Raw genomic sequence first — 25,029 nt, 5'->3', positions numbered from 1 at the left:
TTATTTATACATTTTTATCTCCATGCAATTAGGTCTAACATATGTAATTTAAAGAAATCTTTTGTTTCAACAAATCCTAATTGCTCTAACTGAATACCAATTTCATCGGCATACATACTTGTTAATATAATGGCTGGATTCTTCAATTGTTTCAATTGATCAGGTGAAATTACTTCAATTCCTTTATAGGTTTTGCTCCATTTATTCGCATCATTATCACAGAAATAATTGACCTGCAATTCAAGTTCATTGAATAAATGAAGTTTATCTGCACCTTTCTTGCTTGCGCCAAAAAATACAATATCTCGTTTAGAAAATTCGGCATATTCGGGATTAATTATATATGGATATTGAATTTTATCTAAGTAGTAACTATATCTAGCTTTATGAAGATGGATCGTAAAAATACTCCACGGCTTTGTATTTCCTAAATAATGAATAATAGATGGATTCTTTTCTATTTCATCAATATTATCTTCTTTTAATAAGAAACTATAAAAACCTTTATACTGTCCTAGCTTATAAGTCACATTCCATTTAAGTTCTAGCTGATAGAAATTCCCTTGCAATAATCCATTTAATATATCTTGATCACCAAATGTGATGATATCTTGATTGTTCACCGCATACTCCATACACTGATTGAAAAAATTATCTTCACGCCATTTTTTTATGTTTATGAGTAACACACCAGCGTTAAAGTAGTCCTCTAATCGTTCATGACCTAATGCATAAGAAGCCTCCGGGGCTAATTCATTAACTGCTCCAACATAATATCCGCTTAAATCTGTAGCTAATAGAATAGACACGTCATCTTCGACAATAATATCAGAATCCAAATATAAAGCCTTCTCCACATCTTGGGGCAACAACTCAGATGCAAGTAAACGATAGAAGGTTTGGATTGTTAAGCGTTTGAATTTTATATCTAATCCTGCAAATATTGAATCATCAATAGTATAAAAAGTTATGAAAGCATGGGAATAAATACTCATATAATTACGAATATGAATTTGTTCCTCACTTGTAAATCCATCATTAAACACATGAAATATAGTTTCTGATGTTGTATTTTCACTTACTGATGAAATCATTGCACAAAGATGCTGAATGTAAGAACGATTCGCACTACACACAATATTTAACATTTTAGTTATTGCCCCTTTAATATTAGTTAATTTTGTATCAAATCAGCATCTAATTTATATGTGTTATAATTTTGGGTTCTATATTTTTCTGACTGTTGTGCAAAACATATCTACCATCAAAAATAGTAGAATGTTTCATTCGTGATGTTAATTCTGACCAATCAGCATGAACAAACTCCGGCCATTCTGTAACTAGTAAAGCAGCCTCGGCTTGCTCCACACACTGCTCTAGACTAGAGGCATAAGTAATACTGATATTTTCTAACATAGAAGTTACTTTTACTACAGGATCGAATACTGTTACCTCGGCACCGTAATGTACGAGTGTACGTATAATGTCAATTGATGGTGCGTCACGCATATCATCTGTATTAGGCTTAAACGCAAGACCAAGTACAGCAATACGTTTTCCTTGGACATTTCCGTCAAAATGATGTAGTACCTTTTGAATAAAAATTTGCCGTTGCTTATGATTAGCATCAATAGCACTTTCAACAATACTCATTGATACATCATGCTCACGTGCAAGGAAGCTTAATGCTTCAGTATCCTTTGGAAAACAAGATCCACCATAGCCAAGACCTGCATTTAAAAATGCTCGCCCAATTCTACTATCCATACCGATACCGTCTGCTACTGAATGAATATCAGCTCCAACCTTCTCACATAAATTAGATATTTGGTTAATATAACTAATTTTCACTGCTAGAAAGGCATTTGCTGCATACTTAATCATTTCTGCACTTCTACGGTTAGTTTTTACTATTGGTATATTTAATGGTTGAAACAGTACTGCCACTTCTTCACTTACCTCATCCAGTTCTGCACCAATCACAATTCGATCACCATAAAAAGTATCGCGTATAGCATGACCTTCACGTAAAAATTCTGGATTAGATACCACATTAAATTGAATATGTGGTAATCCATTTTCTCTTAGAATTTGCTCCACACGATCATTTGTACCTACTGGAACAGTACTTTTTACTATGACAATACAATCATCTGTAACATTCATCGCTATATCTTTTGCTGCTTGCTCTATAAAGCTTAAATTAGCGGAACCATCGTCTCCTTGTGGTGTTCCCACTGCAATAAAAATAAATTGTGCATCCTTAAAAGCTTGAGTAACGTTGGTAGTAAAAGCTAAGCGATGTTCTTGTATATTTTTTTCCAACAACTCATCCAATCCAGGCTCATAGATGGGTGACTTCCCTTGTTGTAACAAAGCAATTTTTTCTTCATTAATATCTAGGCAAGTAACACTATGACCAATATCTGATAGAACTGTACCTGTTACAAGCCCTACATAACCCGTACCAATAATTGACACCCTCATGTCTTTTTCCACCTTTATATGATACTGTTAAAGCAAATGGTTACTAAGCTACAACAGATTTAAAATATTCAATTGTTTTTTGTAGTCCTTCATCTAGCATGACTTTAGGTGCCCAGTTGAGAATTATATTCGCTTGATCAATAATTGGTTGACGTTGCTTAGGATCATCCTGAGGTAGTTCATGATATTGTAGTGGAGTTTCATTAGCTGTCCATTTCAGAACCTTCTCAGCAAGCTCTAACATCGTAAATTCATTTGGGTTTCCCAAATTAATAGGTCCCGTTACCGTTTTTGGTGATGCCATCATACGTAAAAACCCTTCAATCAAATCATCTACATAGCAGAATGATCTTGATTGCTTACCATCTCCATATACTGTAAGCGGCCTGTTTTGAAGTGATTGTACAATAAAGTTACTAACGACGCGTCCGTCCCTAGCATCCATTCTAGGACCATACGTATTAAAAATTCGTACGATTTTAATTTCTAAGTCGTACATACGTGCATAGTCAAAGAAAAGAGTTTCTGCCCCTCGTTTCCCTTCATCATAACAGCTGCGAATACCAATAGGATTAACATGCCCCCAATACTGTTCGGGTTGAGGATGTACTAACGGATCACCGTATACTTCAGAGGTTGAAGCTTGAAAAACTTTAGCTCCAGTTTGACGTGCTAACTCCAAAATATTCATAGCACCAATTACACTTGTCTTGAATGTATGGACTGGATCAGCTTGATAATGAATTGGACTTGCTGGACATGCTAAGTTATAGATTTCATCAAATTGTCTTAATTGGGGCAGAGCCTCCACAATATCATGCTCTATAAACGTTATCTTACTTTCCAAGTGCTTAATATTTTCCAAAGAACCCGTCTGTAGGTTATCTAAACAAACAACTTCATGATCTTGCTCAACTAATCTATCAATAAGGTGTGAGCCGAGAAAGCCCGCCCCGCCAGTTACTAGAATGCGACTCATTGCACACCTCCGAATTTTTTAAGATGCCATTTCCAAGCTGTTTCTATAATTTGCTCTAAGCTATACTTTGGCTGCCATCCTATTATTTCTTTGGCCTGCTTGGCTGATCCTACCAATGAGCTTGGGTCACCTGCACGACGATCTGCAAATATAGTATTAATGGATTTCCCAGTTATTTTCTCAACTGTATGAATAATCTGAAGCACGGAATAACCTAAGCCATTGCCTAAGTTCAACTTTAAGTTACTAGATTCCCTATGCAGAAAATCAATAGCTCTGCTATGTGCATCTGCAAGGTCGGTAACATGAATATAATCTCTAATACACGTACCATCTGGAGTATTAAAGTCTCTACCAAATACATGAATGGATTCACGTAGACCAGCTGCTACATCTAATATTAATGGAATCAAATGTGTCTCAGGTGTATGCCATTCACCAATCTCTCCTTCGACATCAGCTCCTGCAGCATTAAAATACCGAAGCGCAACAAAGTTAAGACCATATGCATGAGAATAATCCTCCAATATTTGCTCCATCATTAGCTTTGTTCTACCATATGGATTAATAGGATTCTGAGGATGCTCCTCTATAATTGGAAGCTCTAAGGGATGACCATATGTTGCACAGGTTGATGAGAACACAATATTTTTCACGCCATGCTCTAGCATAATGTCTAATAGATTTATAGTATTGACGACATTGTTGCTATAATATTTTGCTGGTTCATTCACAGACTCTCCTACATAAGCGAATGCAGCAAAATGTACCACTGTATCAATGCTTGGATAACGATCAAAAAGATTACTAAGATCTGATTTGTTCGCTAAATCTCCAACTACAAAAGGAACACCTTCAGGAACAAATTCTTGATGACCAAAGCTCAAATTATCGAATACAACAATTTCTTTACCTTGCTCTAATAAATATTTGACCGTATGTGATCCAATATATCCTGCACCACCAACCACTGCTATCATCATCTAATTCTCCTTAACGATTTCTCTTAAATCCTCCACTGTCAACCATCTATCATTAATTGCACTATTATATTCGAATCCATCTGGCAGAGCTTTCCCTTCAATCTTCTCAGTAGTCCACCAATTAAATTCTGGGGCTATAACATAGTAATCATTATATTCGATCGTATGACGTGAATCATCGATTGTTATCATCGTCTCATGCAATTTTTCACCTGGGCGAATACCAACAATTTCAATCTTACACTCTGGTCCAATCGCTTTTGCTAAATCTATAATTTTCATACTCGCAATTTTGGGTACAAATAATTCGCCACCACGCATGCGATTTAGATTATCAATAACAAATTGAACGCCTTGTTCTAAAGTAATCCAGAAACGTGTCATACGCTCATCTGTTACCGGTAAAACGCCAGTATGCTTAATCTGTTGAAAAAACGGAACTACACTACCACGGCTCCCTACAACGTTACCGTAGCGAACAACTGAAAATTTAGTGTTTTTTTCACCAACATAAGAATTTGCAGCAATAAACAATTTGTCTGAAGCTAATTTGGTAGCTCCGTAAAGATTGACTGGTGCTGCTGCCTTATCTGTTGATAGAGCAATAACTTTTTCCACACCACGGTCAATAGCGGCTTCAATAACATTTTGAGCGCCGTTTATATTCGTTTTAACTGCTTCAAACGGATTATACTCACACGCATCTACATGCTTCATAGCTGCAGCGTGAATAACAATATCTACCCCTTCAAAAGCACGATACAAGCGTTCCTTATCACGTACATCACCAATGAAATAGCGTAGTCGGCTATTCTCACCGAATTCTTTTCTCATCTCATATTGCTTTAGCTCATCACGACTAAACACAATTATTTTTTTGGCATCTAACATTAGTGCTTTACTTATAAATTTCTTTCCGAATGATCCAGTGCCACCAGTAACAAGTACAACTTTATCTTTCAATGCGCTCTCTATCATTACACTCACCTTCTCCGTTATATAAGACACCATAATCCTTATTTTTTGAAATAGTTTCTAAACTTTTTTCTATTTCGCCTATATTTTCCGGAATTTGCTTATTCATCTCAGTTATTAGTGGAGATAGTGCCTCGCTCAGAAGCTTAGCTTTTGCGATAATTCGCTGTTCTTTTTGAATATATGGTACTACCTTATCAAAATTGACTAGTTCAGGCTTGATTAAAGGCTCAATAAGCAAAGCAAAATTTGAATGTAGAGCAATACTTCCCCATAATTTTTCAATTTGTGCAATTGAATTCATACATTTATTCGGTTTACTACGACTTAGCATTGCAAGTTCACTTAATAATTGATTCACTTTACTACTCTTAAGAATTACATTACTTAACCACTCTTTTTGATTCATTAATTTATTTAAAGCTCTTTTCATAAGCTCATTATCATATAATTCTTTATTTTGAACATAATCATCAATGAAATCGTCTCGTGAATATTGTTCGCTAGGATGATCTAATTCCTGTAACCGTCTATATTCCGCTCCGGAAATTAATGCTCCTTCTTGTGAGCAATTTATAAAGGTAACGTCCTTGTATTTGCTAATTAACTCTTCTATATCCATTAATGTAATTTTCATTTTTAGAGTAGTGACATTTTGTCCTCCACTTACATTATAAACTCTTTCCGTCATATTTCGTTTATGCTTTTCAACATTATGTTCGTCTAAATGTGAAGCTCCTGATGAATATAATTTCATATTTGGATATGATAAGTCTTGACCGGTAAAGATAATCTTTTGTACGCCCATATAAATAGCTGCTTGTATTGCCGTACCAGTCACTGAATGCGTACCAATGAAGATAGGATCGCTATTCTCATTAAGATTAAGCAAATGTATATATTCATCATTATGATTAAAAAAGGCATGGATACGAATGTATCCTTGTTTTTCAACAATTCGACTTTCGATAGTCGGAATAAATAATAAAGGTAAATCCAACATATCAATATTCGAGAACGCATTATAATTATAAATATTAGCATCCATAGATATCGTTAGATGAGGCTTAACTCCATGTTTCAATAATGTTTGTATACTTGTTCCTGCTGCGATGATAATATATTGATTTTCTAACTGCTTTAATAATTCAATATCCCTTTCCAATGAGGGACCACCACCAACAATAATAGCCGTTTTACCTAGCCATTTATCTTTATAATGAATTAATGAAGGTGTACGTAACACTTCAGGTATATTCCTCAAAATATTACGATGTTGTAATTTCCCAACATGTTTATTATATTGTTGAAAGGATACGTAATTGAGTAAATACTTTTCCATTTGCTTTTGGAAATTCATATATTTATCCCGATCCCATTTCAAATAAAAAGGAACGGCTACTACTTCCTTCTTCAACACTGCATACGTATGATACCAATAGAATAGCTGTGCTAATTCCTCATCAGATTCTCCAACGGCAAGATACCGTATATTGGGACTAGCTAGTAAGCCTTCTAATGAAATGATCTTCAAACTTTCAATGAATATATCCATACGTGGTTCATACAAGTATATTTGATGATTCGGGTATTTCGTAATATATGATGCTAAATGATGGGTTAAGCCTAAACCATACATAATGACATCACCTACAGCTACATCCTCAGTATATATTGCCTCAGCCCATCGCTCGCATTCGTGCTCGGGATTGTATTTGCTATATGCATATATTAATGGTTGTCCTTCGGTATGAACAAGTAAGTTAGGAGTACCATTTGCAGCCTGCTGGATTGTACAATTTGTTTCTGAATATGTTTTCATATAAGTAATTATTTTTTCATAGAGATCTTCACGATAACTTCGAAGTGCATTTAGATTTGTCTCTAAAACACTACTCATTTACTCTTTCTCCTTGATAGTGTTCAATATATCACCTAGTAATGCGACCCACTCATACTTAATGATATCTCCGATTGCTACATAGTTTTGAGCATTCATTTCCTGACTTAATATTACAAAATGTTGAGGGATTTGATCAATAAGCTCTTGTAGCGGTAGAGCCCAATGTTCGTCATGCTCTTTTGCATCCTCTACCGTCATTTGTAGCGTTTTATATAAGTCTTCGTATCCGGATAATACTTGCTCAAATATACCCCATACCGAATCATTCACTTCTTCATAGAACAGCTCAGACACGGAATTACAAGCGGCAATTAATTTTGGTATATATACTTCTATATCATTAACAATATCAATTAATATTTCTCGTTCTATTCTCATCATAACACCTCTATTAGAGTCTCTATTTTCAATAATTATACTATATATATCGGTTTTAAAAGCTAAATTATGAATGAACAAATAAAGGCTACCCGAGGGCAGCCTTTACTTTTTCTCGATTAATATAATTAATTAATATTATCCAAGAAGTTTAAGAACGTTTTGTGGTACAGAGTTAGCTTGTGCAAGCATAGAAGTACCAGCTTGAACTAGGATTTGATTTTTAGTGAATGAAGTCATTTCAGAAGCCATATCAGCGTCACGAATACGAGATTGTGCAGCAGAAAGGTTCTCAGCGTTTACGCCAAGGTTGTTAATTGTGTGCTCAAGACGGTTTTGAACAGCACCGAATGTTGCACGTTGGTTAGATACAGTACTAATTGCTGCTTTAACAGAAGTAATTGCTGCTGCTGCACCTGCTGAAGTACCAACATCTACAGCATCAACACCTAGAGCGGCAGTAGCCATATCTGCAAGTGATACAGAAATAGTATCGCCAGACTCACTACCGATTTGGAAGTTTACAGTACCAGCAGCATTTAGAAGATTAGTACCATTGAAAGTTGTTTTACTTGCAATGTTATCAATCTCTTTTACCAACTCATCAACTTCTAGTTGAATTTGTTCACGATCAGTATCTTGGTACGTACCGTTTACTGCTTGGTTAGCAAGTGTATTGATACGTTGTAGCATAGAATGAACCTCAGTAAGCGCACCCTCAGCAGTTTGGATCAAAGAGATACCATCTTGAGCGTTACGTTGTGCTTGGTTCAAACCATTGATTTGGAAACGCATTTTTTCAGAGATTGCAAGACCAGCAGCATCATCAGCTGCACGGTTGATGCGGTATCCAGAAGAAAGTTTTTCCATCGTTTTGTTCATTGCTGTGTTGTTTGCAGTAAGGTTACGGTGCGCGTTTAGAGCACCTACGTTAGTGTTAATAAACATAATTATCATCCTCCATGATAGGTTTTTAGTGCCACATCCTTGTGGTCACAATAGTATTATCGGATCAAATCTACTAATAGTTAATAGATTTTCAGAAATAAATAAAATTATTTTTTGTCATCAATAAAATACGAGATTACATCACTATAATTGACGCCACCATAGGATTGAAGTGTACGGCGGTGCGAGGAAACTTGCTTCATTGAAATAGAATTGTCACTATACCAGCTATTTATAATATCTTGTAATTGCTGATTCAATCGTTGAAGCTCTTCAATATAGTTAGTTAACTCCGTTAAATGACTCTGCGTAATGGTATCGTAGTCGGAGGAATCCGCTCTAATCACATTAATAGTTGCCGTATGAGGTAGCTTTTGCAATTCTAACTGGTTAATTTGATCGAGTTGATCATCAAATCGCTCCATCTTGGCAATGCTAAGTTGCTCTTGGAGAAGGGCAACTAGCTCGCAATAGCTTTGTAATAGTTTCTCACTTATACTACCCATTATTCATTGTCACTTCCTTACCAATTTGTTCCCAGGAAGCTTTAATATCGATAATAATTGCAATTGCCTGTTGTAATGGTTCTACGTTTTTTTCTATATTGCTACGAATAGAAAGATCAATTACATACATATAGAGTGAATTCAGTTGCACCGCAATGTCTTTGCCTTCATTAAAATTAAGGCAAGCAATTAACTCGTACACAATATCCTGCATGCGTTTTACCGCTTGGTTTGTTCCTTCAATATTATTACTTTCTATTTGACTGATAGCTTGATTAGCAAAGCGAATCACACCATCATAGAGCATTGTAATTAATCGGTGAGGAGAAGCTGTCTCATATTTGTTTTTTTGGTAGGCTTGATATCCGTTAAAGTTCGAGATCATTATACCCTTCATCCCCTATTCTTAATAAATTACTATTTAGACTTTGTTAATGCTTCAAATTGAGACGTAAGCCAATTTTGTTCATTTTTCAATGAAGAAAGCATTGTTTCCATATTACTAAATTGCAACTTAATCCTAGCCTCTCTCATTTCAAGTTTAGTATCCATCGCAGAAAGACGGTCATCTACCATTTTAATTTCTGAATCGTAACCAGTTATTTTAACATTGAGAATACCTGTTACCGTCGATGTATAATTACTACGAATTGTGTTGGCAATATTGAGTGCAATACCTTTGTTAGCTTCATCGCCATTAGAGAATAACTTAGAAACTTCAGATGAATTTGATTCAAGTGCAGTAGCAAACTTTTCTTTATCAAACGTAATTTTCCCAGTCATACCAGATGCGGTTGTTATACCTTTATCAATCGTCAGACCGATATCAGCCATAGACTTCAAGCTACTGTTAGAGTTAACTGTAGCTGTAAACATATTATACATTTGACTGCTAATGCTCTTCAGTAAAGTATCTCCTTGCAAAGGATTCATTTTTCCTTCGGTTGTAGGTTTCGCTAGGTTATCCTTTACTAAAACTAATAAATCGTTGTATGCAGTAACAAAGGCATCAATTTTAGAAGTAATGCTAGCCGTATCTTGCTTAACATCTAGTGTACTTTCACCTTTTTTAGTTAGTGTAACACTAACACCACTTATTAGGTCATCAAATGTATTAGAAGATCTCGTAACAGATACACCATTCATAGTAAATTCTGCATTTTGCCCAAGTGAAACTTTTTTATTTGCCGTATCAATTGTCACACCAGATACATTCATATCAAATGAAGTTTGTTTACCAGTCGTTGTAGATGTTATAGAAAATGCATAATTATCGGAATCGTCTGTTTTCACTAATTCAGCTTTAACATTTAGTGTGCCACTGTTTTTATTAATATAATTAGTTAATGCGGTAAGTGCTTCTTTGTTATTCGTTAACGTTACACCATCGAATGCAGCCGATAAATCTATCGTTTTACCACCAATTGATAATCCTGTAAGACTAGTCGCCCAATCTGAACCTGCTCCACTAATACCTTTAATACTCGCAGAAGCGGATGTTGCTAGCTTATCAACATTTATATTGTAAGAACCAGTTGCTGCGTTAGTCGATGCTGTTGCTTTAAGAATCGTTGCATCAGAGCTTGATGCTTTATATACGTTAAAGTCACCGCTATATCTTAGCGCATTGGCTGCGGTCTCTAAAGCATTCAATTTTGTATTAATTGTCCTGAAAATCGTTTGCTCGGATTGCAGATTGGTTTTTTTCGTAGTGAGATTGGTATATGGAATTTTTTCAATAGCCATTAAATCTTTAACCATTTGTGCAGTATCTAGATTTGATGATAAACCGGTAATACTAATACCCATTGTAACCACTCCTTATTGTTCGTTTAGTTTTTCGATGCAACCTCCCTCAAAAGAGAGACGTTGCATCAAAAGAAAAGTAACATTAAAACCAATTTTTACAGCTTTTCGTCAATAAAGAATCCAATCATATCTTTCAACTTAGCAGCTAATTCAATCATATGCTTACCTGGAATGCTATCAATAACTTCATTTGTACGTGAATCGATGACCTCCACGTAGAATTGCTCTGCTTCATCACTGAACTTAAAACGTAAAGCGCGATTTTGTAACTCTAATTGCCCATTGACTTTTTCTACTTCCTTGTAGAGTTTTTCTTTGTCTTGTTGTGATAACTGAGATGTTGTTCCATTGGCTGCTTGTGTAGCTTGTGCGGCTTGTGTGGAAGAGCCAGATAACCGATTCTCTGAAGCAGGATGCTTCTTCAATGCGTTTAACTGACTCCAATCAATTGAGGATCCTTCCATACCATTGATTGAACTAATCACAGTAATTCCTCCTTAATTTTTATTTTTATCTGAGTTGCTAAATTTCAACTTCTTAAGCATCTCTTTTGTGTTGCTATCGTTAGACATTACTGACTGTTCATTTTCTGCTTTAATCTCATCATATAATTCAGAACGTAGAATTTGAATATGCTTTGGTGCTTCAAATCCTAGCTTAATAATATCGCCCTCAACTGCTAATATATGAACCTCAATATCATTTGCAATCCGAACAACCTCTCCAACTTTACGCTTAAGCACTAACATACATCGTCACCTTTTAATTCCAGTGGTGCACGAATGCTTAGTGACTCATCCGGGACAACATATTGGCATCCTTTCTGCGTATTGGATACAATTAGTATAGGTGCTCTTAAATTAATGAACGGACTATTATCAATAAATCTTAATACATAGAAAATAGCTAATTCCGCTTCACCTTTAACTCCTAATTGATCAACAGTTGCTTCATCTATACGAAAGCTAATATTATTTCCGCTGTATACAGCAGGAAATAATAATAAGCTAATATCTTCACTAAATGACTGCAGAATAAACAATTCTGTATCTTCATAAGGCAATAATGCAAATTGCTTCAGATGAGAAAAGCCCACAATACCTTGTGCAAAATGAAAGATTTGATGATCTTCAACTATGATTTCACCATAAAGGTCACTCTTTATGACTTGATTCGAAATGGTATTCTCACCCATGTACATCGCACTCCCTTTACTTACTAACGAATATAATCTAGCAATGACATCTGCATCACTTTAGCCCCAACTGACAGTGAAGCTTGCAGAACATTTTGCTGTAGCTGCAATTGAATAATCGCATCAGCCATATCTACATCAGCAACACCTGATCTTAATGTTGTTAAGCTGACTTTCTCATCTCCAATTCGACTTTGGATTAATTCAAAGCGATTTGTACGGGCTCCTACCTCAGCTAAATTTAGTGATATCCGATCAATTGCACCACTAATATTAGACAAGCTACCTGATAATTCCGTTTGCTTATTATCATCTAGGAAGCCAATAATATCGTCAAACATTTGAAAAATATTTTCTGAAGCATCTCCACCTGCTTTTCCAAACACAGTTTCTCCAGGAATACTAACTTCAACACTTACCGAAGAGCTAACATTAAGGTAGTAAATTCCTTCATCAGTTGTATCAGCAGCAGCAGTATCAGATGAATATGGTGCCTGATCTGTCTTCTGACCATTGAATAAGTATCTTCCGTCATAAGTACTGTTACCAATTGTAACCATCTGTTCTCTTAGTTGTTTTACTTCAAGAGAAATTTGTTTGCGAATCTCTTCATCTACTGTACCAGTTGCAGCTTGATTTACTAATGTATTTAATCGTTGTAATACGTCATTTGCTTGTTGTAATACAGAGTCTGTTTGACTTAACCAGCCATATCCCGTATTTGCATTCGCAAGATATTGCTCATTACGACTAAGCTCAGTCGTATAACGCATTTGATAACCGATTCCAACAGGATCATCACTTGGCTTACTAATTTTCTGTCCAGTAGACAGCTTATTCTGCCAATTTAATATATTAGTATTGTTATGGCCAATATTACGCAACAACTGCGTATTTTGCATCATACTAGTAACTCGCATAATTAACCTCCTCAAACTTTTTGTTGTACAACCTGCGATACTTCTTTGAAACAAAAAGTAACTTCAAAAGTATAGACTAAACCTTTTTGTAAATTATCTACCTACAAGACCCATACTATTAATAATTCGATCGAGCATCTCATCTACCGCTGTCATATTACGTGCAGCAGCATTGTATGCATGTTGGAAGCGAAGCATATCCGTCATTTCTTCATCCAGTTGCACGCCACTTGTTGACTGTCTACGAATTTCCACATTATCTGTCAAATCACTACTTGTATTATAGTTAGTAAGCGCAATATTAGAACGTGTTCCAAGATCACTTACAAAAGCGCGGAAATAGTCGTCTGTTGTACCTGTAGACAGTGAAGTCATATCAGCCGGGAACTCAAACTTCAAATTACGTAAGCTTGTTAATGCTAATGCAATATCACTATTCCCTTTGATCGTAGACATATTCGTGCCGTTCATTTCATATTGGCCTGATGCGGCCACTTTATTCGTATCCTTCTGAATTTCAGGATTAACTTGAATATTATCTATGGAGAATGGCAGTGTTGGATCCTTTAACGTGAAGAAGTCTAATCCTGTTTCAGCAGGTGAGTTCAATGTGTAGCCCAGTCTATGAACACCGTTGAAACCATCTACCGTAAACTTTGCACTAGTTGTTATTTTCGATCCAGCTGGAATGGTTGTTCCTGCTACGTAAGTTGTTTCAACACCATTATCATCTTTCACGGTAACATCGTTATCAGCAATCATATCTGTCGATGTTTTATATCCGTTAGGCATTGTAACTTGAACTTTACCATTTATCAGTGTATTAACTAACGCATCTAATTGGTTACGTGTTTGTATAATATCCGTTTGTGATTTTTTGTAGCCTGCAATTTCACCACTCGTAATATTAGCAACATCAGCAGTCGATAAAGATGTTGGTACTTGACCATTAACAACTTGAACACCGCCACTATACACATTCACCATGCCATTTGCATCTTCTGTATATTGTACATCTACAATTTTCGATAGTTTATCTACAAGGACATCTCTTTGATCGCGATAGTCATTTGCATGATCACCAAGCATTTCAATTTTACGAATGGTTTCATTCAATTGAGCGATGCCATCAATAAGATTGTTCGCTTCATTTAGCTTAATATCAATATTGCCAGCAATATCACCTTCGAGTGTCGTCAAGGAAGTTCCAATTTTATTAAATGTATCCGCCATATTCTTCGCATTACCGATAAAGTCAACGCGTGCACTTAGTAGGTTAGGATCACGATTCATTACTTCAAGTGAATTCCAAAACTTATCCATAACCGCACTGACGCCGTTATCGGATGGCTCATTAATAATCGTCTGAATAGCTTCCATTGTGGCATTATATATACCATTCAAACCTTTTTCTTGATTTTCACGACGGTATTGCATATCTAAGTAACTGTCACGTATGCGTGTAATACTTGAATATTCTACCCCTGAACCAATCTGGCCTGGTGTGAATATACGGTTAAATCCAGGTGCAGATAATGGTGACGCGTTGATTAGATTAACTCGTTGACGAGAATAACCCTCCGTTGATGCATTCGCAATATTATGTCCTATTGTACTGAGTGCAACGGATTGAGTTAATATCGCGCGCTTACTCGTCTCTAAACCGTGAAAAGATGATACCATGATAGTCCTCCTTCATTAAGCGACTTTACGCTCTTGTGTCATATATTCCTGTTCGTTTCTGCACATCTGGGTTCACAGTAGGTCGCTTATACGTTACCTCGTCATCTGGAGGCCCACATAGAACATCTAGTGAGAAATGCACATACTCTAACGACTGCTGAATTAATTGTTGGTTAAGTTCATTGGCTTTACTAAGCTTTGTTGATATATCTGCTATTGCAACCTGAACATCTGCTAGTTCTTGTTTTTCTTCAGGTATGACTAGCATTTTGCTCATCTCGGATAATGTCATCTTTAACTTCGGACGGAATCCTAGATCCCTTTGCAACTTCGTTAATTGAGCACGAATCGAAGATTCAAGTTCTGGGACAGGCTTGAGCGCTTTCGTCTCTTTCATGGTAAGCGCATTAATGAGCTCAATATTATTTTCAATAATGGCTCTCTTTTTCTCATCTGCTAATGTAAATAGGGCACGATAGATTAGCAATAGCTGTCTCAGATGACTGATCAAAAGTTGAAATGCTGACTGTTCCATCATTGTTCCTCCATATCTAGCGCCATACTATTTGAAGAAAGGCAATAACTTTTCTGCTATTTTTCCAGACTCTACAAAATAGTTTCCGGATTGCACAGCTTGCTTTAATTCATCTAAGTATTGAGTACGCTCACTATTTTCTACACGACTAGTTTCTAACATTTCTTGTGCTGCCTGTGAAATTTGAACCTCATCTTTTGCCATAGATTTTCTATCCTCTTTACGAAAATCTGCTTGGTTTTGATATGTTTTATTGATTCCATTAATACGATTTATATCATTGATTTTCATTATACTCACCCCATTGTTCTAAAAACTAAAAGCCGATAAGCTACTAGTAGTATTATCGGCTTCTTTGTATTTATTATTAATAGTAAATCCTATTTAAGTACATGTTCAAAAAGTGGATTTTCAGAACCGAGAAGATGGAGCGCTACTTGAGGAAGGAGGACACTCCAGTGTACGTAATTGGTACACGAGTACCGGACTTCCCAAGTTCTCTTCATATTCGATGTCGAATATACTACAAAGCCAATCATCGTTATCACAGTCCGCTTTTTGAACTGCCTATATTAAGTGCGATCTTTATATGCGCTAATGCCTTTATAAGCACTCTTAACTTGTTCATCAGTAAGCTTGTTGCTCTCCGCAATATTTTCTGCATGGAACAAATTTTTCGAAGCATTTGTTAACCTCGTTCGACAGCTATCACACAAATGGTTATGGGATATTAGTACCCCACATGATTCACATGGATACGTTAGATTCGGAGCATCCATTGTTGAAATTCTACCTTCTCGTACGAATTTAGTAATCTGCCTAATCGTAACACCTGTCTCATCAGATAGTTCTGTAATAGACGCACCTCTATGTTCACGCAAATACGTAGAACATAACTCATATTCTTTATCAATATCTCGTACGCAAGCAGGACATACATCCTTGAAACCTTTTGCAAATATTTTACCGCAACGAGGACAATTGGCAATATTCATCTTCTACTCAACTCCTTTTATACCACTTCACCTTATACTATACTGTATCGTAATTTTCGGGTAATTTCATTAGTACTATATTAAATTAAAATAATTTTATTTTTGCGCTATTACGCTCTTGCCCATGTGAGACTATAAATAGCTATCGGACTAGGTGCATGACTTATGATTGCTGAGGAGCAAGCTTCTATTGTACTCCCAGTAGTATATACATCATCTACGAGTAAAATATTGATAAGTGGTGCGGTCTTCCACACTCGCATAAGCGGTAACCAATATGAAGCTTCACTAGCATATAATTGTTGAACACTGTTTTCCCGCTCCCTCTTGTTCTTTGAGCTTAACTTCACACTATCTCTATCACGACGTAATAACTCTATATATGGAAGTTCACCATACTCAGCAACACCTAGCGCTAACTGCTGTGCTTGATTGAAGCCCCGCTCCAATATCCTTTCTTCACTAATCGGCACCGAAGTGACAACTTGCCAAAGCTTATATCGCTTAGCATATATACGAATAGTTAGATGCGACTGCTGCCAATGTTCATACAACCCTTGATCTCTTACTAATTGTAGAGTTACTTGATCATAAACATGAGACAACATGTACGTGAGAAGTTCCCTATATCGCGCATCTCCTTGAAATTTATATGTGCTAAGCCACTGTTTCATCTCATCTGTATATCTAACCGCACTGCGATTATAACGTAATGATCTCGTCTTACGATAGTGACAATCTTGGCAAACTTGAGCTCGTCCACATCTCAGACATTGTACCGTAGTAATCCATGGAATTTTGGTCATACACGCTGAGCAAAGCAGGGCATATAATCTACGTTCAATCCATACATTATGATTACTTCGCTCATTTTTATGATGAGTTATTCCTTTTTGACATCGTATACAACATTTGTTTCTTGCCACTAACCACCACAACCACTTATTGTTTGCAGATTTCATCATGCTCCTCCTCCTTTTATTTTTTCAACTTTATACAAAGCAAGCTACCAATATTGTTCTAATAAGTACCTCTCCTTCCTTGCCTGATTATTCATTCTTACAATTTGCTTCACCGCACGTAATTGTGCTTCATTTCTATGTTTGGCAGCAAAATATACTTTCCCTTTTGGATCATCTGCTGATCTTCCTGCACGCCCAGCCATTTGCACAAGCGACGATTCATCAAATAATGATCCATCCGCATCGCAAATATAGACATCACTTTGCGGGATGGTGACACCTCTTTCTAATATTGTTGTTGTGACCAATATTCTTATATGACGTTGTCTGAAAGTAGATACCTTCTCTGTCCGTCGATCATCTTTAGAAGACGTTGCACCAATAACTACATCTTGAAAATAACGTTGTAACAGCGCTACATAAGGTTCTGCTTCTGCAATACGTTGTACAAATACAAAGAGCTGTGCTCCTCTTTCAATAGATTGTTTCATAGCTGTAAGCAAAATAGTTGGAATGTTAGATTTTCGCAGCTGTTCGGCGATTGAAGGTATCGTTAGCATGGTAGGAACGGGGAGTGGGTGACGATGGTATCTTACTGGAAGCAATACATAACTAAGTAACCTCGCATTCATCGCTTGTTGTAACTGCCTAGGCGGCGTTGCGGATAGCAATATTCTTATCCCTCCTAATTTGCTACATTGTGTTGCTACACGGTATAGCCGTGGATCTCCGTGATATGGAAAAGCATCTAACTCATCGATAATGACAAGTTCAAAGGCTTGTTGGAATCGCATTAACTGATGCGTAGTAGCTAGTACAAGTTGTCCTTCCTGCCAGCGCTGCGAACTTCCACCGTAGAGTGTTACAATCGTTAGCTCAGGAAAGGCTTTCCGCAAACGCGGATCTAACTCTAGTACAACATCTCTCCTCGGTGTAGCTAGTAGCACTTTACCCCCTTGTTTTGTAACATATTCAATAAGCGGAAAGATCATTTCTGTCTTACCTGCTCCTGTCACTGCCCATATTAGAAAGTTTCTATTGTAGCGTTGTCGCCACGTTTGAAACTGTTGTAGTTTATTACCTAGTATATTGTCTACTCGTTTCACAAAGGCTACCGCATTATGAACGTTGCTATCGTGATGTTGTTCTCTATCTCTTATTCGAATGCTACTTTTTCTACTAAGACCTTTCTTTTCGCTATTACTTCTTACTTTATGACTGACCTGTTCCTGCAAATATCGCTTGTTCTGTGTATAAATATAGCTAAGTGCTGCTTTTGTCGCTCTTTGCTGTGCAGGACTAAGATCATATCTCTCCAACTGTACGATTCGGCTTGGATGAACTGCGTTACACTTTGCTTCTTCTCCAAGTAACGGTGATTGATATCGACCTATTAGCAGTAAGCCACAAGTACGACTCCTCCCCATAACGATACATTCCTTGCAGTAGAAGCAGTCCTCCCCACAGTAGATACAGATTGATGAAGCGTGCTCTAGTTGACGTTCATAACAGCGTAAGCAACAATACCGAGCTTGACGATTGCCTAACTGTTCTAATTGCACACTACTGCTTACTTGGATACTTCCCTCTACGATGCATCTTTGCAGAGCTGTACGCCAATCTTGTAGTACATCCATATGTCCTTGCTCTGAGGTTAACGATTGCAGCTCTGAATACAGCAGTTGTCTTCCTCTCATTAAGGACGCTAATTGTAATGCTGCTAGCCTACTTCCATTACTAGCAGATAATTGTGACATACCTGCCTCAACTACTCCGTCCGTCCAACACACATTCAACTCATATTTCAACATTCGATTTACTGCTTTTTTCGCCAAATGTAAGCTATTATAGGTCCTCCTACTGGACATCCATTCTCTAACTACATACTCACCATACGCAAGAGCAATTGGCTGTGCCATTACGGTATAGATACACCCTTTTTCCATATAACATATCCAATCCTCTACCCGGAACTGATTGCGTTTTTCATAAGGAAGTAGTAATAATTTATACTCTTCTACTCCCGCCCATAACATTAGTTTTGCATACAATGACATTGCCTCCTTATAGTTCATATTAAAAACCGGGCCTTCGAAAGTCGAGAAGACGGAGTACTACTTGTAGAAGGAGGACACTCCAATGTACGTAGTGGTACATGATCCCGAACTTCACAATTTTTCTTCGACTTCGATGTCGATTAACCTGTTTGCATCACTTCGTTATATAAGTCTGCTTTTTGAACTTTCTCTAATAACAAAAAAGCACACGAATGTCCTTAGACGGACCATTTCGTGTGCTTCACGCTTACAATTTATGTCATTATTATAGGCTAGAATGGCAACTTACACAAGTCATCTTGTTTACTAAGATCAATAACTATTGTGTGATCAGATATGCCACTAACTCGATCATTCAATACAATATCATTATGCTTTATACTCCAGCGGTCTACCATCTGACGCAAATCCCCACCAGGCTCCGTATTAATTACCGTTACTTGTATCGGGATACCCATCCATACTGAAAAACGCTTTATGGAGCGATAATACCATTCAATACTATCCTGTTGCTCGTTATCTAATAATATATAATGCCGTTTTGCAGATTGCTTGCGACTCGAAAAGTAATAATAAATATGGACGACAGCAGCAGCGATAATGTAGCATCCAATAACAAAAAGCAGAAGTTTAATCATGGTTGATACCCCCTCTTTGCACATTGTATGCAGAATGACGTTAAGCGGTCACCTATAATATCCTACTCTTTACAAATACAAAAAAATGGTTATGTCGTATCTTATTCATCAATAAGATATAACATAACCATCGTTTACAATATGAAATATAGTTGTAATATTAGAGTGTAACCCAACCGAATTTAATGGAGTTAATAACTGCTTGTGTACGATCATCAACTTCCATTTTTTGCAATATACTACTAACGTGATTTTTCACTGTTTTTTCACTAATGAACAAATGCTCACCAATCATCTTATTGCTCTTACCTTCAGCCATTAGGCGCAATACTTCTGCTTCTCGACGTGTAAGAGGACTTTCCTCTAACGGAATATATGTCGCTCCAATATCGATCGTTTGATTCGCAGACACACCTATTTCATCTAAATATGTCATACGACGCAATTGATTAATTAGTTTACCCGTTACTTTAGGATGGATATAGGAATAACCTTGCGAAACAGAACGAATCGCATTGACTAAAGCCTCTGCTCCCATGTCTTTCAGCAAATAGCCAGTTGCACCTTTTCGCAATGACTCAAACACATAACTTTCGTCATCATGAATAGATAATATTATGACCTTTACATCTGGAAATAAGTCCTTTAACCGTTCAGTTGTAACTACCCCTGTCTCGATCGGCATATTAATATCCATCAGTACGATGTCAGGTAATATATGATTGCAAAACTCTAAAACTTGTATGCCATCTCCGCATTCTCCGATTACTTCGATGTCGTCTTCCATATTAAGTATACGTTTTAAACCTTCACGAAATAATTGATGATCATCTGCTAACAATATTTTAATCTTTGCAGGATCAGATGGGCTGTTATCTAGCTTACTTATCATAAATTTTCCCCTTTCTTAGGTCGTTGTGAGAGGTATTACTATATTAATTTCTGTTCCCCTACCTACCTCCGATTGAATATCAATTGTGCCTTCAATAAGTTCTACGCGCTCATACATTCCAATTAATCCATAGTGCGTTCTATCATCTGCAGAGTTAAGATTAGGATTATTACGAAACCCTTTTCCGTTATCCTTCATGCTTAACCGCAGATTATCCTGCTGAAAGACAAGACCTACCGATACTCTCGTTGCTTCTGCATGCTTCATCACATTCGATAACGCTTCTTGCACAAGTCGGTAGATCGCAGCTTCCATCGAAGAATTAAGACGTAACTCTTTGCCAAACACTTCGAAAATCGTATGGATTTTAGATTTTTCTTCGAAATCTTGAGTGAGCTTCCTTAATGTCGGAATCAAGCCTAGATCATCTAGCGCCATTGGACGAAGATTAAAAATAATTTTCCTAATTTCTTCTATGCCTGTTCTAACTTGCCCCTTTAAGTCTGTTAATTCAGTTTGTACGAGAGGATATTCTTCCTTCATTAACATTCGTTCTGCTATTTCAGTGCGAAGTACAATATTCGCTAACGACTGCGCTGGTCCATCATGTATCTCCCTAGCAATTCGTTTACGCTCATCTTCTTGCGCCAAAATAATTTTCAATCCTAACAATTGACGATTTTTCGCAGATTCTAGTATGCGAGTCACGTGATCCATATCACCTGACAAATAGTCGAGCACAACATGCATCTGAGATGCTATAGTTTCTGCCCGTTCAATATTTTTTTCGACATTTCGAACTCGAATTTGAAGATCATCTCTACGAAGCTTAAGATGTTTTTCTTGTTCACGTAGTGTAGCTAGCTGTAACTGTGTCAATGTTGCCTTCTCATAGGCTCGCTTAATATCTTGCTCACCATAGCGATTGAATTCACGGCTTACCTCTGTTAAACGAATTCTGGCATATCGGTATTCAAGCTCTAGCTTGTCAACCTCCTCAATCACCTGAACCGTTTGCTGCAGCACTTGTTCAAGTTCTTTCTCCAAAGCGCGTAGCTCGTCTCGAGCTGATTCACACACCTCATAGATTTGATATTTGCTAGTCTCCATAACTTGAATAGCATTAGAAAATATTCGATTAATATCGACTGAGAGGTGATCCACCGTATCCAGGCACTCCTTTTACATTTATTGCTTGTACTATCATATCATAATTGTGCTAACATCCATACTTTTACTGTATAGTTACGCTACGCTCAGTATGATTATAAGTTACTTTATAGCCTAGTTTCTCAGAGAACAATCTTACCGGAATTAATGTACGTCCATTCGTTTCAAATGGTGCGACGTCAGATTCATAACGAACTCCATTCAGCACATACTCTTTCTTACCTAGTGTCATCTGAAGCATCGTGGATCCGTTAAATACCTTCACTACTTTAGTTTTGTTATCATATTGCAACGTTGCACCTAATTGTTCTGTAACAAATCGTAATGGTAAATAAGTGTAATCACCTTTCAAAATTGGCGCTACATCAAGTAGCGTTGATTTACCGTTAACCGTTGCTTGTTTTTTATCAATAAACAATTTCACAACAGTATTAGAGTTTTCTGATGAATTTGCAGTTTTTGTATACTGCATAATGTTATCTACTGCAATTTGACCAGAAGTTGCTAGTCCAGCTTTCGAGGAATCTAGCGATATCATATATATTCTTCTTAATTTAATAGAACCCTTCATTGCACTTGTATCTACATTAACTTTTATGTTTTTCCAGCCTGTCCAATTAACACTTTTCGCAATATCAACATAATGTAATTGCCCGCTGCTATCAATAATCTCTGCACGAAGCCAGTTATTGCTTCCATCACCATTCACATCGAATGCTAATGCCGTCAGATTAGAGGAAAGTGTTCTACCCGCTTCGCCAAGTTTTGCATAAGAGGCTTTTGTTCCTGTTCCAGCAGTAAAGTCATAACTAATTTGCAATGCTTTATCTGCACTATCAGAAGTAGAACCTGCTACTAGCTTTGCACTACCTTTCGTTACATCTACAGGTAGCACTTGATTCGTAATAGAATAGCCAACCGCATTAAAATTCTCGACCGTGCTAACCGATTGTTCATTACTAAATGGAATCATTGTCGTAAATCCATCGTAGGACGCAATGGCATAACCCGTTTTCGTATTGGCATTTACCGATTTCACAGTAATAGTGCCATCCTTAAATGTACCACTAAATCCAACAAAATCCCATTTCAAATAGTTTCCATCAACTTGATGAGTATCACCGTTTTTCAGCGTAGCCTTAAGCGTTACAGGTAATGATGCTCCTGCAGATAATGTTCCTACTCCACCAGAAGCTACTAACGATTTAATCTGATCGCCGCCTACAACTTGCAACTCTTTCAATGCAGAAACGCTACCTGAAGTTGCTTTAACCGATACCGTTCCAGCAGATGTTGCGGTGAATGTATTACCAGAGAAGCTTCCTTTGCTGTTAAGACTGGACCAACTTACATCGGCACTAATTGGATTATAGTAATTGTCATAGCCTAGTGCACTAAAGTTAATAGACTGACCTATTAAGATAGAATTACCACCTGTGACAATAAGACCGTTCAATGAACCTTTAGGAGCACTTGTAAATACTCCAATACCATTAGCTACACTGCGCAATGAGCTTTCTTGCGTCGCATGAGCGAGTGACAGACTCGAGTATCCTAGCTTACGTTCTACCATTGTCGTAGATCCGCCGCCATCCAAATTAACAGCTTTGTTCACGCCAAGCGAAACTAATACGGTTTGTAGTTCCTTCAAACTCAGCCCAGAATTAGAGCCTGATTTCTCAGAAGTCACCATATATACTTTTTTCCCATCGGCAGAGTAACCGATTGCGGTGCGAGAAGTATATGAACTACCACTTACACCTGTAATATCACGAGAGAAGCTTGATGCTTTTCCATTCTCAACGAGCAAAGTATGTCCACTTACCATCATCTCAAACTTAGCAGGATCTACCTTCTGCTTCGTTGTCTGTGATACTAGATTATAGTTAGCCTCAACCGTCGAGCCAACTGTCATATTCGTTACTAAAAATTGCGCTGCGTCCTTGTGCCCGCGTAAAACATAACCATTACTCGGAATAGTTGACGTAATGCTACCATTTTGAACAATTTCTTTGACCACATTATCGACTACTAATACTTCCGTTGGTGTTGTGCCTGAGTTAATAGGACGCTGCGCTCCACCCCATGCACTAGTATAAATATATAACTTGTTCGAATGACTATATGCTTCACCTGTAACATCAGAAGAATATGTAGACTGGTTAATTCCAGATAATGCAAAACTTTGACCCGTGCTTGATGTAACATTACCTTCAAATGTGTACATATCAATAGATGGCTTCTTGTCTGTTGTTACGCCAAACGCATACATACCTTTTAATAATGATGGGCTTACAACTAATGATCCTTTTACGATTTGAGAACCTAGTGAAGCACCTTCATTCTTCATTACGAATACATCACCATTGATAGCAGCAATTGCTCCAGTGTTTTTAGACATATCCATAACAGTTGTTCGCTTACCTACTTGTCCTTCCGTTCCACTCAGTGCCTGCAATGAAATATAGGGGTTACTAAGATCAATCTCCAAAACATGAACGCCCGTTGATACAGCTTTGGAGCTTCTTGTTGTTTTGAACGTATATTCTTTACGTACAACGCCTGAAGAAATAATATTTTCACCTATTGCTACTAAACTACTAGAATTAGTTGCGGCATCTGCGATATTCATATAATGATTGCTTCCAAACGGTAAAATCTGCTGTATTGGTGTTATTACTAATGCACCAGTTAGCATAATCATAATAGCCTTTTTCTTAGTAAATAATTGTTTAATTGTGTATCTACGCATCTTGTAATCTACTCTCCTATTCCCATCTGTCTATTATATTAGACTACAAGAGATAATAGAAAGTTTCATTCACTGGTAAGTTTTTTCAAATAGAGAGAAAATAGTAGATTTACTAGATTCGATACACACATATGTATAGATGATTTATCCTAGATGACTCACTAGATGCATTAAAGTTTTTTTATTTTGTTCCGCTTATCAATTCCAAGCACCAAAAAGACCACTACCTTGCCAAATGCAAAGTAGTGGTCGATCAACATTA

General features: G+C 37.0%; 25 protein-coding genes. All 25 read right to left on the bottom strand.

Annotated elements, in window-relative coordinates:
- Positions 1–14 precede the first annotated feature (14 nt).
- Positions 15–1,148 (bottom strand): glycosyltransferase family 8 protein, encoded by a 1,134-nt coding sequence (locus tag NV377_RS24565; protein WP_258203469.1) that lies wholly within the window; start codon positions 1,146–1,148, stop codon positions 15–17.
- A 49-nt stretch (positions 1,149–1,197) separates the two neighbouring features.
- Entirely contained in the window at positions 1,198–2,487 is a 1,290-nt protein-coding gene (locus NV377_RS24560) for a UDP-glucose dehydrogenase family protein (protein ID WP_258203468.1), read from the bottom strand.
- 43 nt (positions 2,488–2,530) lie between these two features.
- Positions 2,531–3,466: a UDP-glucuronic acid decarboxylase family protein gene (locus NV377_RS24555; RefSeq protein ID WP_258203467.1), complete on the bottom strand. Its 936-nt coding sequence runs from the start codon at positions 3,464–3,466 to the stop codon at positions 2,531–2,533.
- Positions 3,463–4,446, bottom strand: coding sequence for a UDP-glucose 4-epimerase GalE (gene galE / locus NV377_RS24550; RefSeq protein ID WP_258203530.1), 984 nt, complete (start codon positions 4,444–4,446; stop codon positions 3,463–3,465). The genes NV377_RS24555 and galE overlap by 4 nt, the downstream gene beginning before the upstream one ends.
- A 3-nt stretch (positions 4,447–4,449) precedes the next feature.
- Entirely contained in the window at positions 4,450–5,427 is a 978-nt protein-coding gene (gene pseB / locus NV377_RS24545; RefSeq protein ID WP_258203466.1) for a UDP-N-acetylglucosamine 4,6-dehydratase (inverting), read from the bottom strand.
- The gene (locus tag NV377_RS24540) at positions 5,402–7,324 is read right to left on the bottom strand and encodes a motility associated factor glycosyltransferase family protein (protein ID WP_258203465.1); all 1,923 of its coding nucleotides are present in this window, start codon (positions 7,322–7,324) and stop codon (positions 5,402–5,404) included. Before NV377_RS24540 ends, pseB begins: the two co-directional genes overlap by 26 nt.
- Positions 7,325–7,708 (bottom strand): DUF8042 domain-containing protein, encoded by a 384-nt coding sequence (locus NV377_RS24535; protein ID WP_258203464.1) that lies wholly within the window; start codon positions 7,706–7,708, stop codon positions 7,325–7,327.
- A gap of 135 nt (positions 7,709–7,843) precedes the next feature.
- Entirely contained in the window at positions 7,844–8,653 is an 810-nt protein-coding gene (locus tag NV377_RS24530) for a flagellin N-terminal helical domain-containing protein (protein WP_258203463.1), read from the bottom strand.
- Between the two features lie 107 nt (positions 8,654–8,760).
- Positions 8,761–9,159 carry a MerR family transcriptional regulator gene (locus NV377_RS24525; RefSeq protein WP_258203462.1) on the bottom strand — a complete coding sequence of 133 codons (399 nt, stop codon included), beginning with the start codon at positions 9,157–9,159 and terminating at the stop codon, positions 8,761–8,763.
- On the bottom strand, positions 9,152–9,544 hold the full coding sequence (gene fliS / locus NV377_RS24520; protein WP_258203461.1) for a flagellar export chaperone FliS: 393 nt from the start codon (positions 9,542–9,544) through the stop codon (positions 9,152–9,154). Before fliS ends, NV377_RS24525 begins: the two co-directional genes overlap by 8 nt.
- Positions 9,545–9,576: 32 nt before the next feature.
- Positions 9,577–10,968 (bottom strand): flagellar filament capping protein FliD, encoded by a 1,392-nt coding sequence (gene fliD, locus NV377_RS24515; RefSeq protein ID WP_258203460.1) that lies wholly within the window; start codon positions 10,966–10,968, stop codon positions 9,577–9,579.
- Positions 10,969–11,063: 95 nt separating this feature from the next.
- Complete coding sequence (locus NV377_RS24510) at positions 11,064–11,453, bottom strand: flagellar protein FlaG (protein WP_258203459.1); 390 nt, start codon at positions 11,451–11,453, stop codon at positions 11,064–11,066.
- Between the two features lie 12 nt (positions 11,454–11,465).
- Positions 11,466–11,717: a carbon storage regulator CsrA gene (csrA, locus tag NV377_RS24505; protein WP_258203458.1), complete on the bottom strand. Its 252-nt coding sequence runs from the start codon at positions 11,715–11,717 to the stop codon at positions 11,466–11,468.
- Positions 11,711–12,163: a flagellar assembly protein FliW gene (fliW, locus tag NV377_RS24500; RefSeq protein ID WP_258203457.1), complete on the bottom strand. Its 453-nt coding sequence runs from the start codon at positions 12,161–12,163 to the stop codon at positions 11,711–11,713. The genes csrA and fliW overlap by 7 nt, the downstream gene beginning before the upstream one ends.
- A gap of 23 nt (positions 12,164–12,186) precedes the next feature.
- Positions 12,187–13,083 carry a flagellar hook-associated protein FlgL gene (gene flgL, locus NV377_RS24495; protein WP_258203456.1) on the bottom strand — a complete coding sequence of 299 codons (897 nt, stop codon included), beginning with the start codon at positions 13,081–13,083 and terminating at the stop codon, positions 12,187–12,189.
- 93 nt (positions 13,084–13,176) lie between these two features.
- Positions 13,177–14,766, bottom strand: a complete 1,590-nt coding sequence (flgK, locus tag NV377_RS24490; RefSeq protein WP_258203455.1) for a flagellar hook-associated protein FlgK — start codon at positions 14,764–14,766, stop codon at positions 13,177–13,179.
- A 25-nt stretch (positions 14,767–14,791) separates the two neighbouring features.
- Entirely contained in the window at positions 14,792–15,304 is a 513-nt protein-coding gene (locus tag NV377_RS24485) for a flagellar protein FlgN (protein WP_258203454.1), read from the bottom strand.
- Positions 15,305–15,328: 24 nt separating this feature from the next.
- The gene (gene flgM / locus NV377_RS24480) at positions 15,329–15,592 is read right to left on the bottom strand and encodes a flagellar biosynthesis anti-sigma factor FlgM (protein ID WP_258203453.1); all 264 of its coding nucleotides are present in this window, start codon (positions 15,590–15,592) and stop codon (positions 15,329–15,331) included.
- A 281-nt stretch (positions 15,593–15,873) separates the two neighbouring features.
- Positions 15,874–16,296, bottom strand: coding sequence for a flagellar protein (locus NV377_RS24475; RefSeq protein ID WP_258203452.1), 423 nt, complete (start codon positions 16,294–16,296; stop codon positions 15,874–15,876).
- A 110-nt stretch (positions 16,297–16,406) separates the two neighbouring features.
- Positions 16,407–17,261 carry a ComFC family protein gene (locus NV377_RS24470; protein WP_258203451.1) on the bottom strand — a complete coding sequence of 285 codons (855 nt, stop codon included), beginning with the start codon at positions 17,259–17,261 and terminating at the stop codon, positions 16,407–16,409.
- Between the two features lie 41 nt (positions 17,262–17,302).
- The gene (locus tag NV377_RS24465) at positions 17,303–19,309 is read right to left on the bottom strand and encodes an ATP-dependent helicase ComFA (RefSeq protein ID WP_258203450.1); all 2,007 of its coding nucleotides are present in this window, start codon (positions 19,307–19,309) and stop codon (positions 17,303–17,305) included.
- Positions 19,310–19,587: 278 nt separating this feature from the next.
- On the bottom strand, positions 19,588–19,953 hold the full coding sequence (locus NV377_RS24460; RefSeq protein WP_258203449.1) for a hypothetical protein: 366 nt from the start codon (positions 19,951–19,953) through the stop codon (positions 19,588–19,590).
- Positions 19,954–20,113: 160 nt separating this feature from the next.
- The gene (locus NV377_RS24455) at positions 20,114–20,845 is read right to left on the bottom strand and encodes a response regulator (RefSeq protein WP_258203448.1); all 732 of its coding nucleotides are present in this window, start codon (positions 20,843–20,845) and stop codon (positions 20,114–20,116) included.
- 15 nt (positions 20,846–20,860) lie between these two features.
- Positions 20,861–22,009, bottom strand: coding sequence for a sensor histidine kinase (locus tag NV377_RS24450; protein ID WP_258203447.1), 1,149 nt, complete (start codon positions 22,007–22,009; stop codon positions 20,861–20,863).
- A gap of 70 nt (positions 22,010–22,079) precedes the next feature.
- On the bottom strand, positions 22,080–24,767 hold the full coding sequence (locus NV377_RS24445) for a stalk domain-containing protein (protein ID WP_258203446.1): 2,688 nt from the start codon (positions 24,765–24,767) through the stop codon (positions 22,080–22,082).
- Positions 24,768–25,029 lie beyond the last annotated feature (262 nt).

The organism is Paenibacillus endoradicis (genome assembly GCF_024721975.1).
Note: the sequence above shows the minus strand (reverse complement) of the source record. Positions and strands in the feature narration are given on the sequence as shown.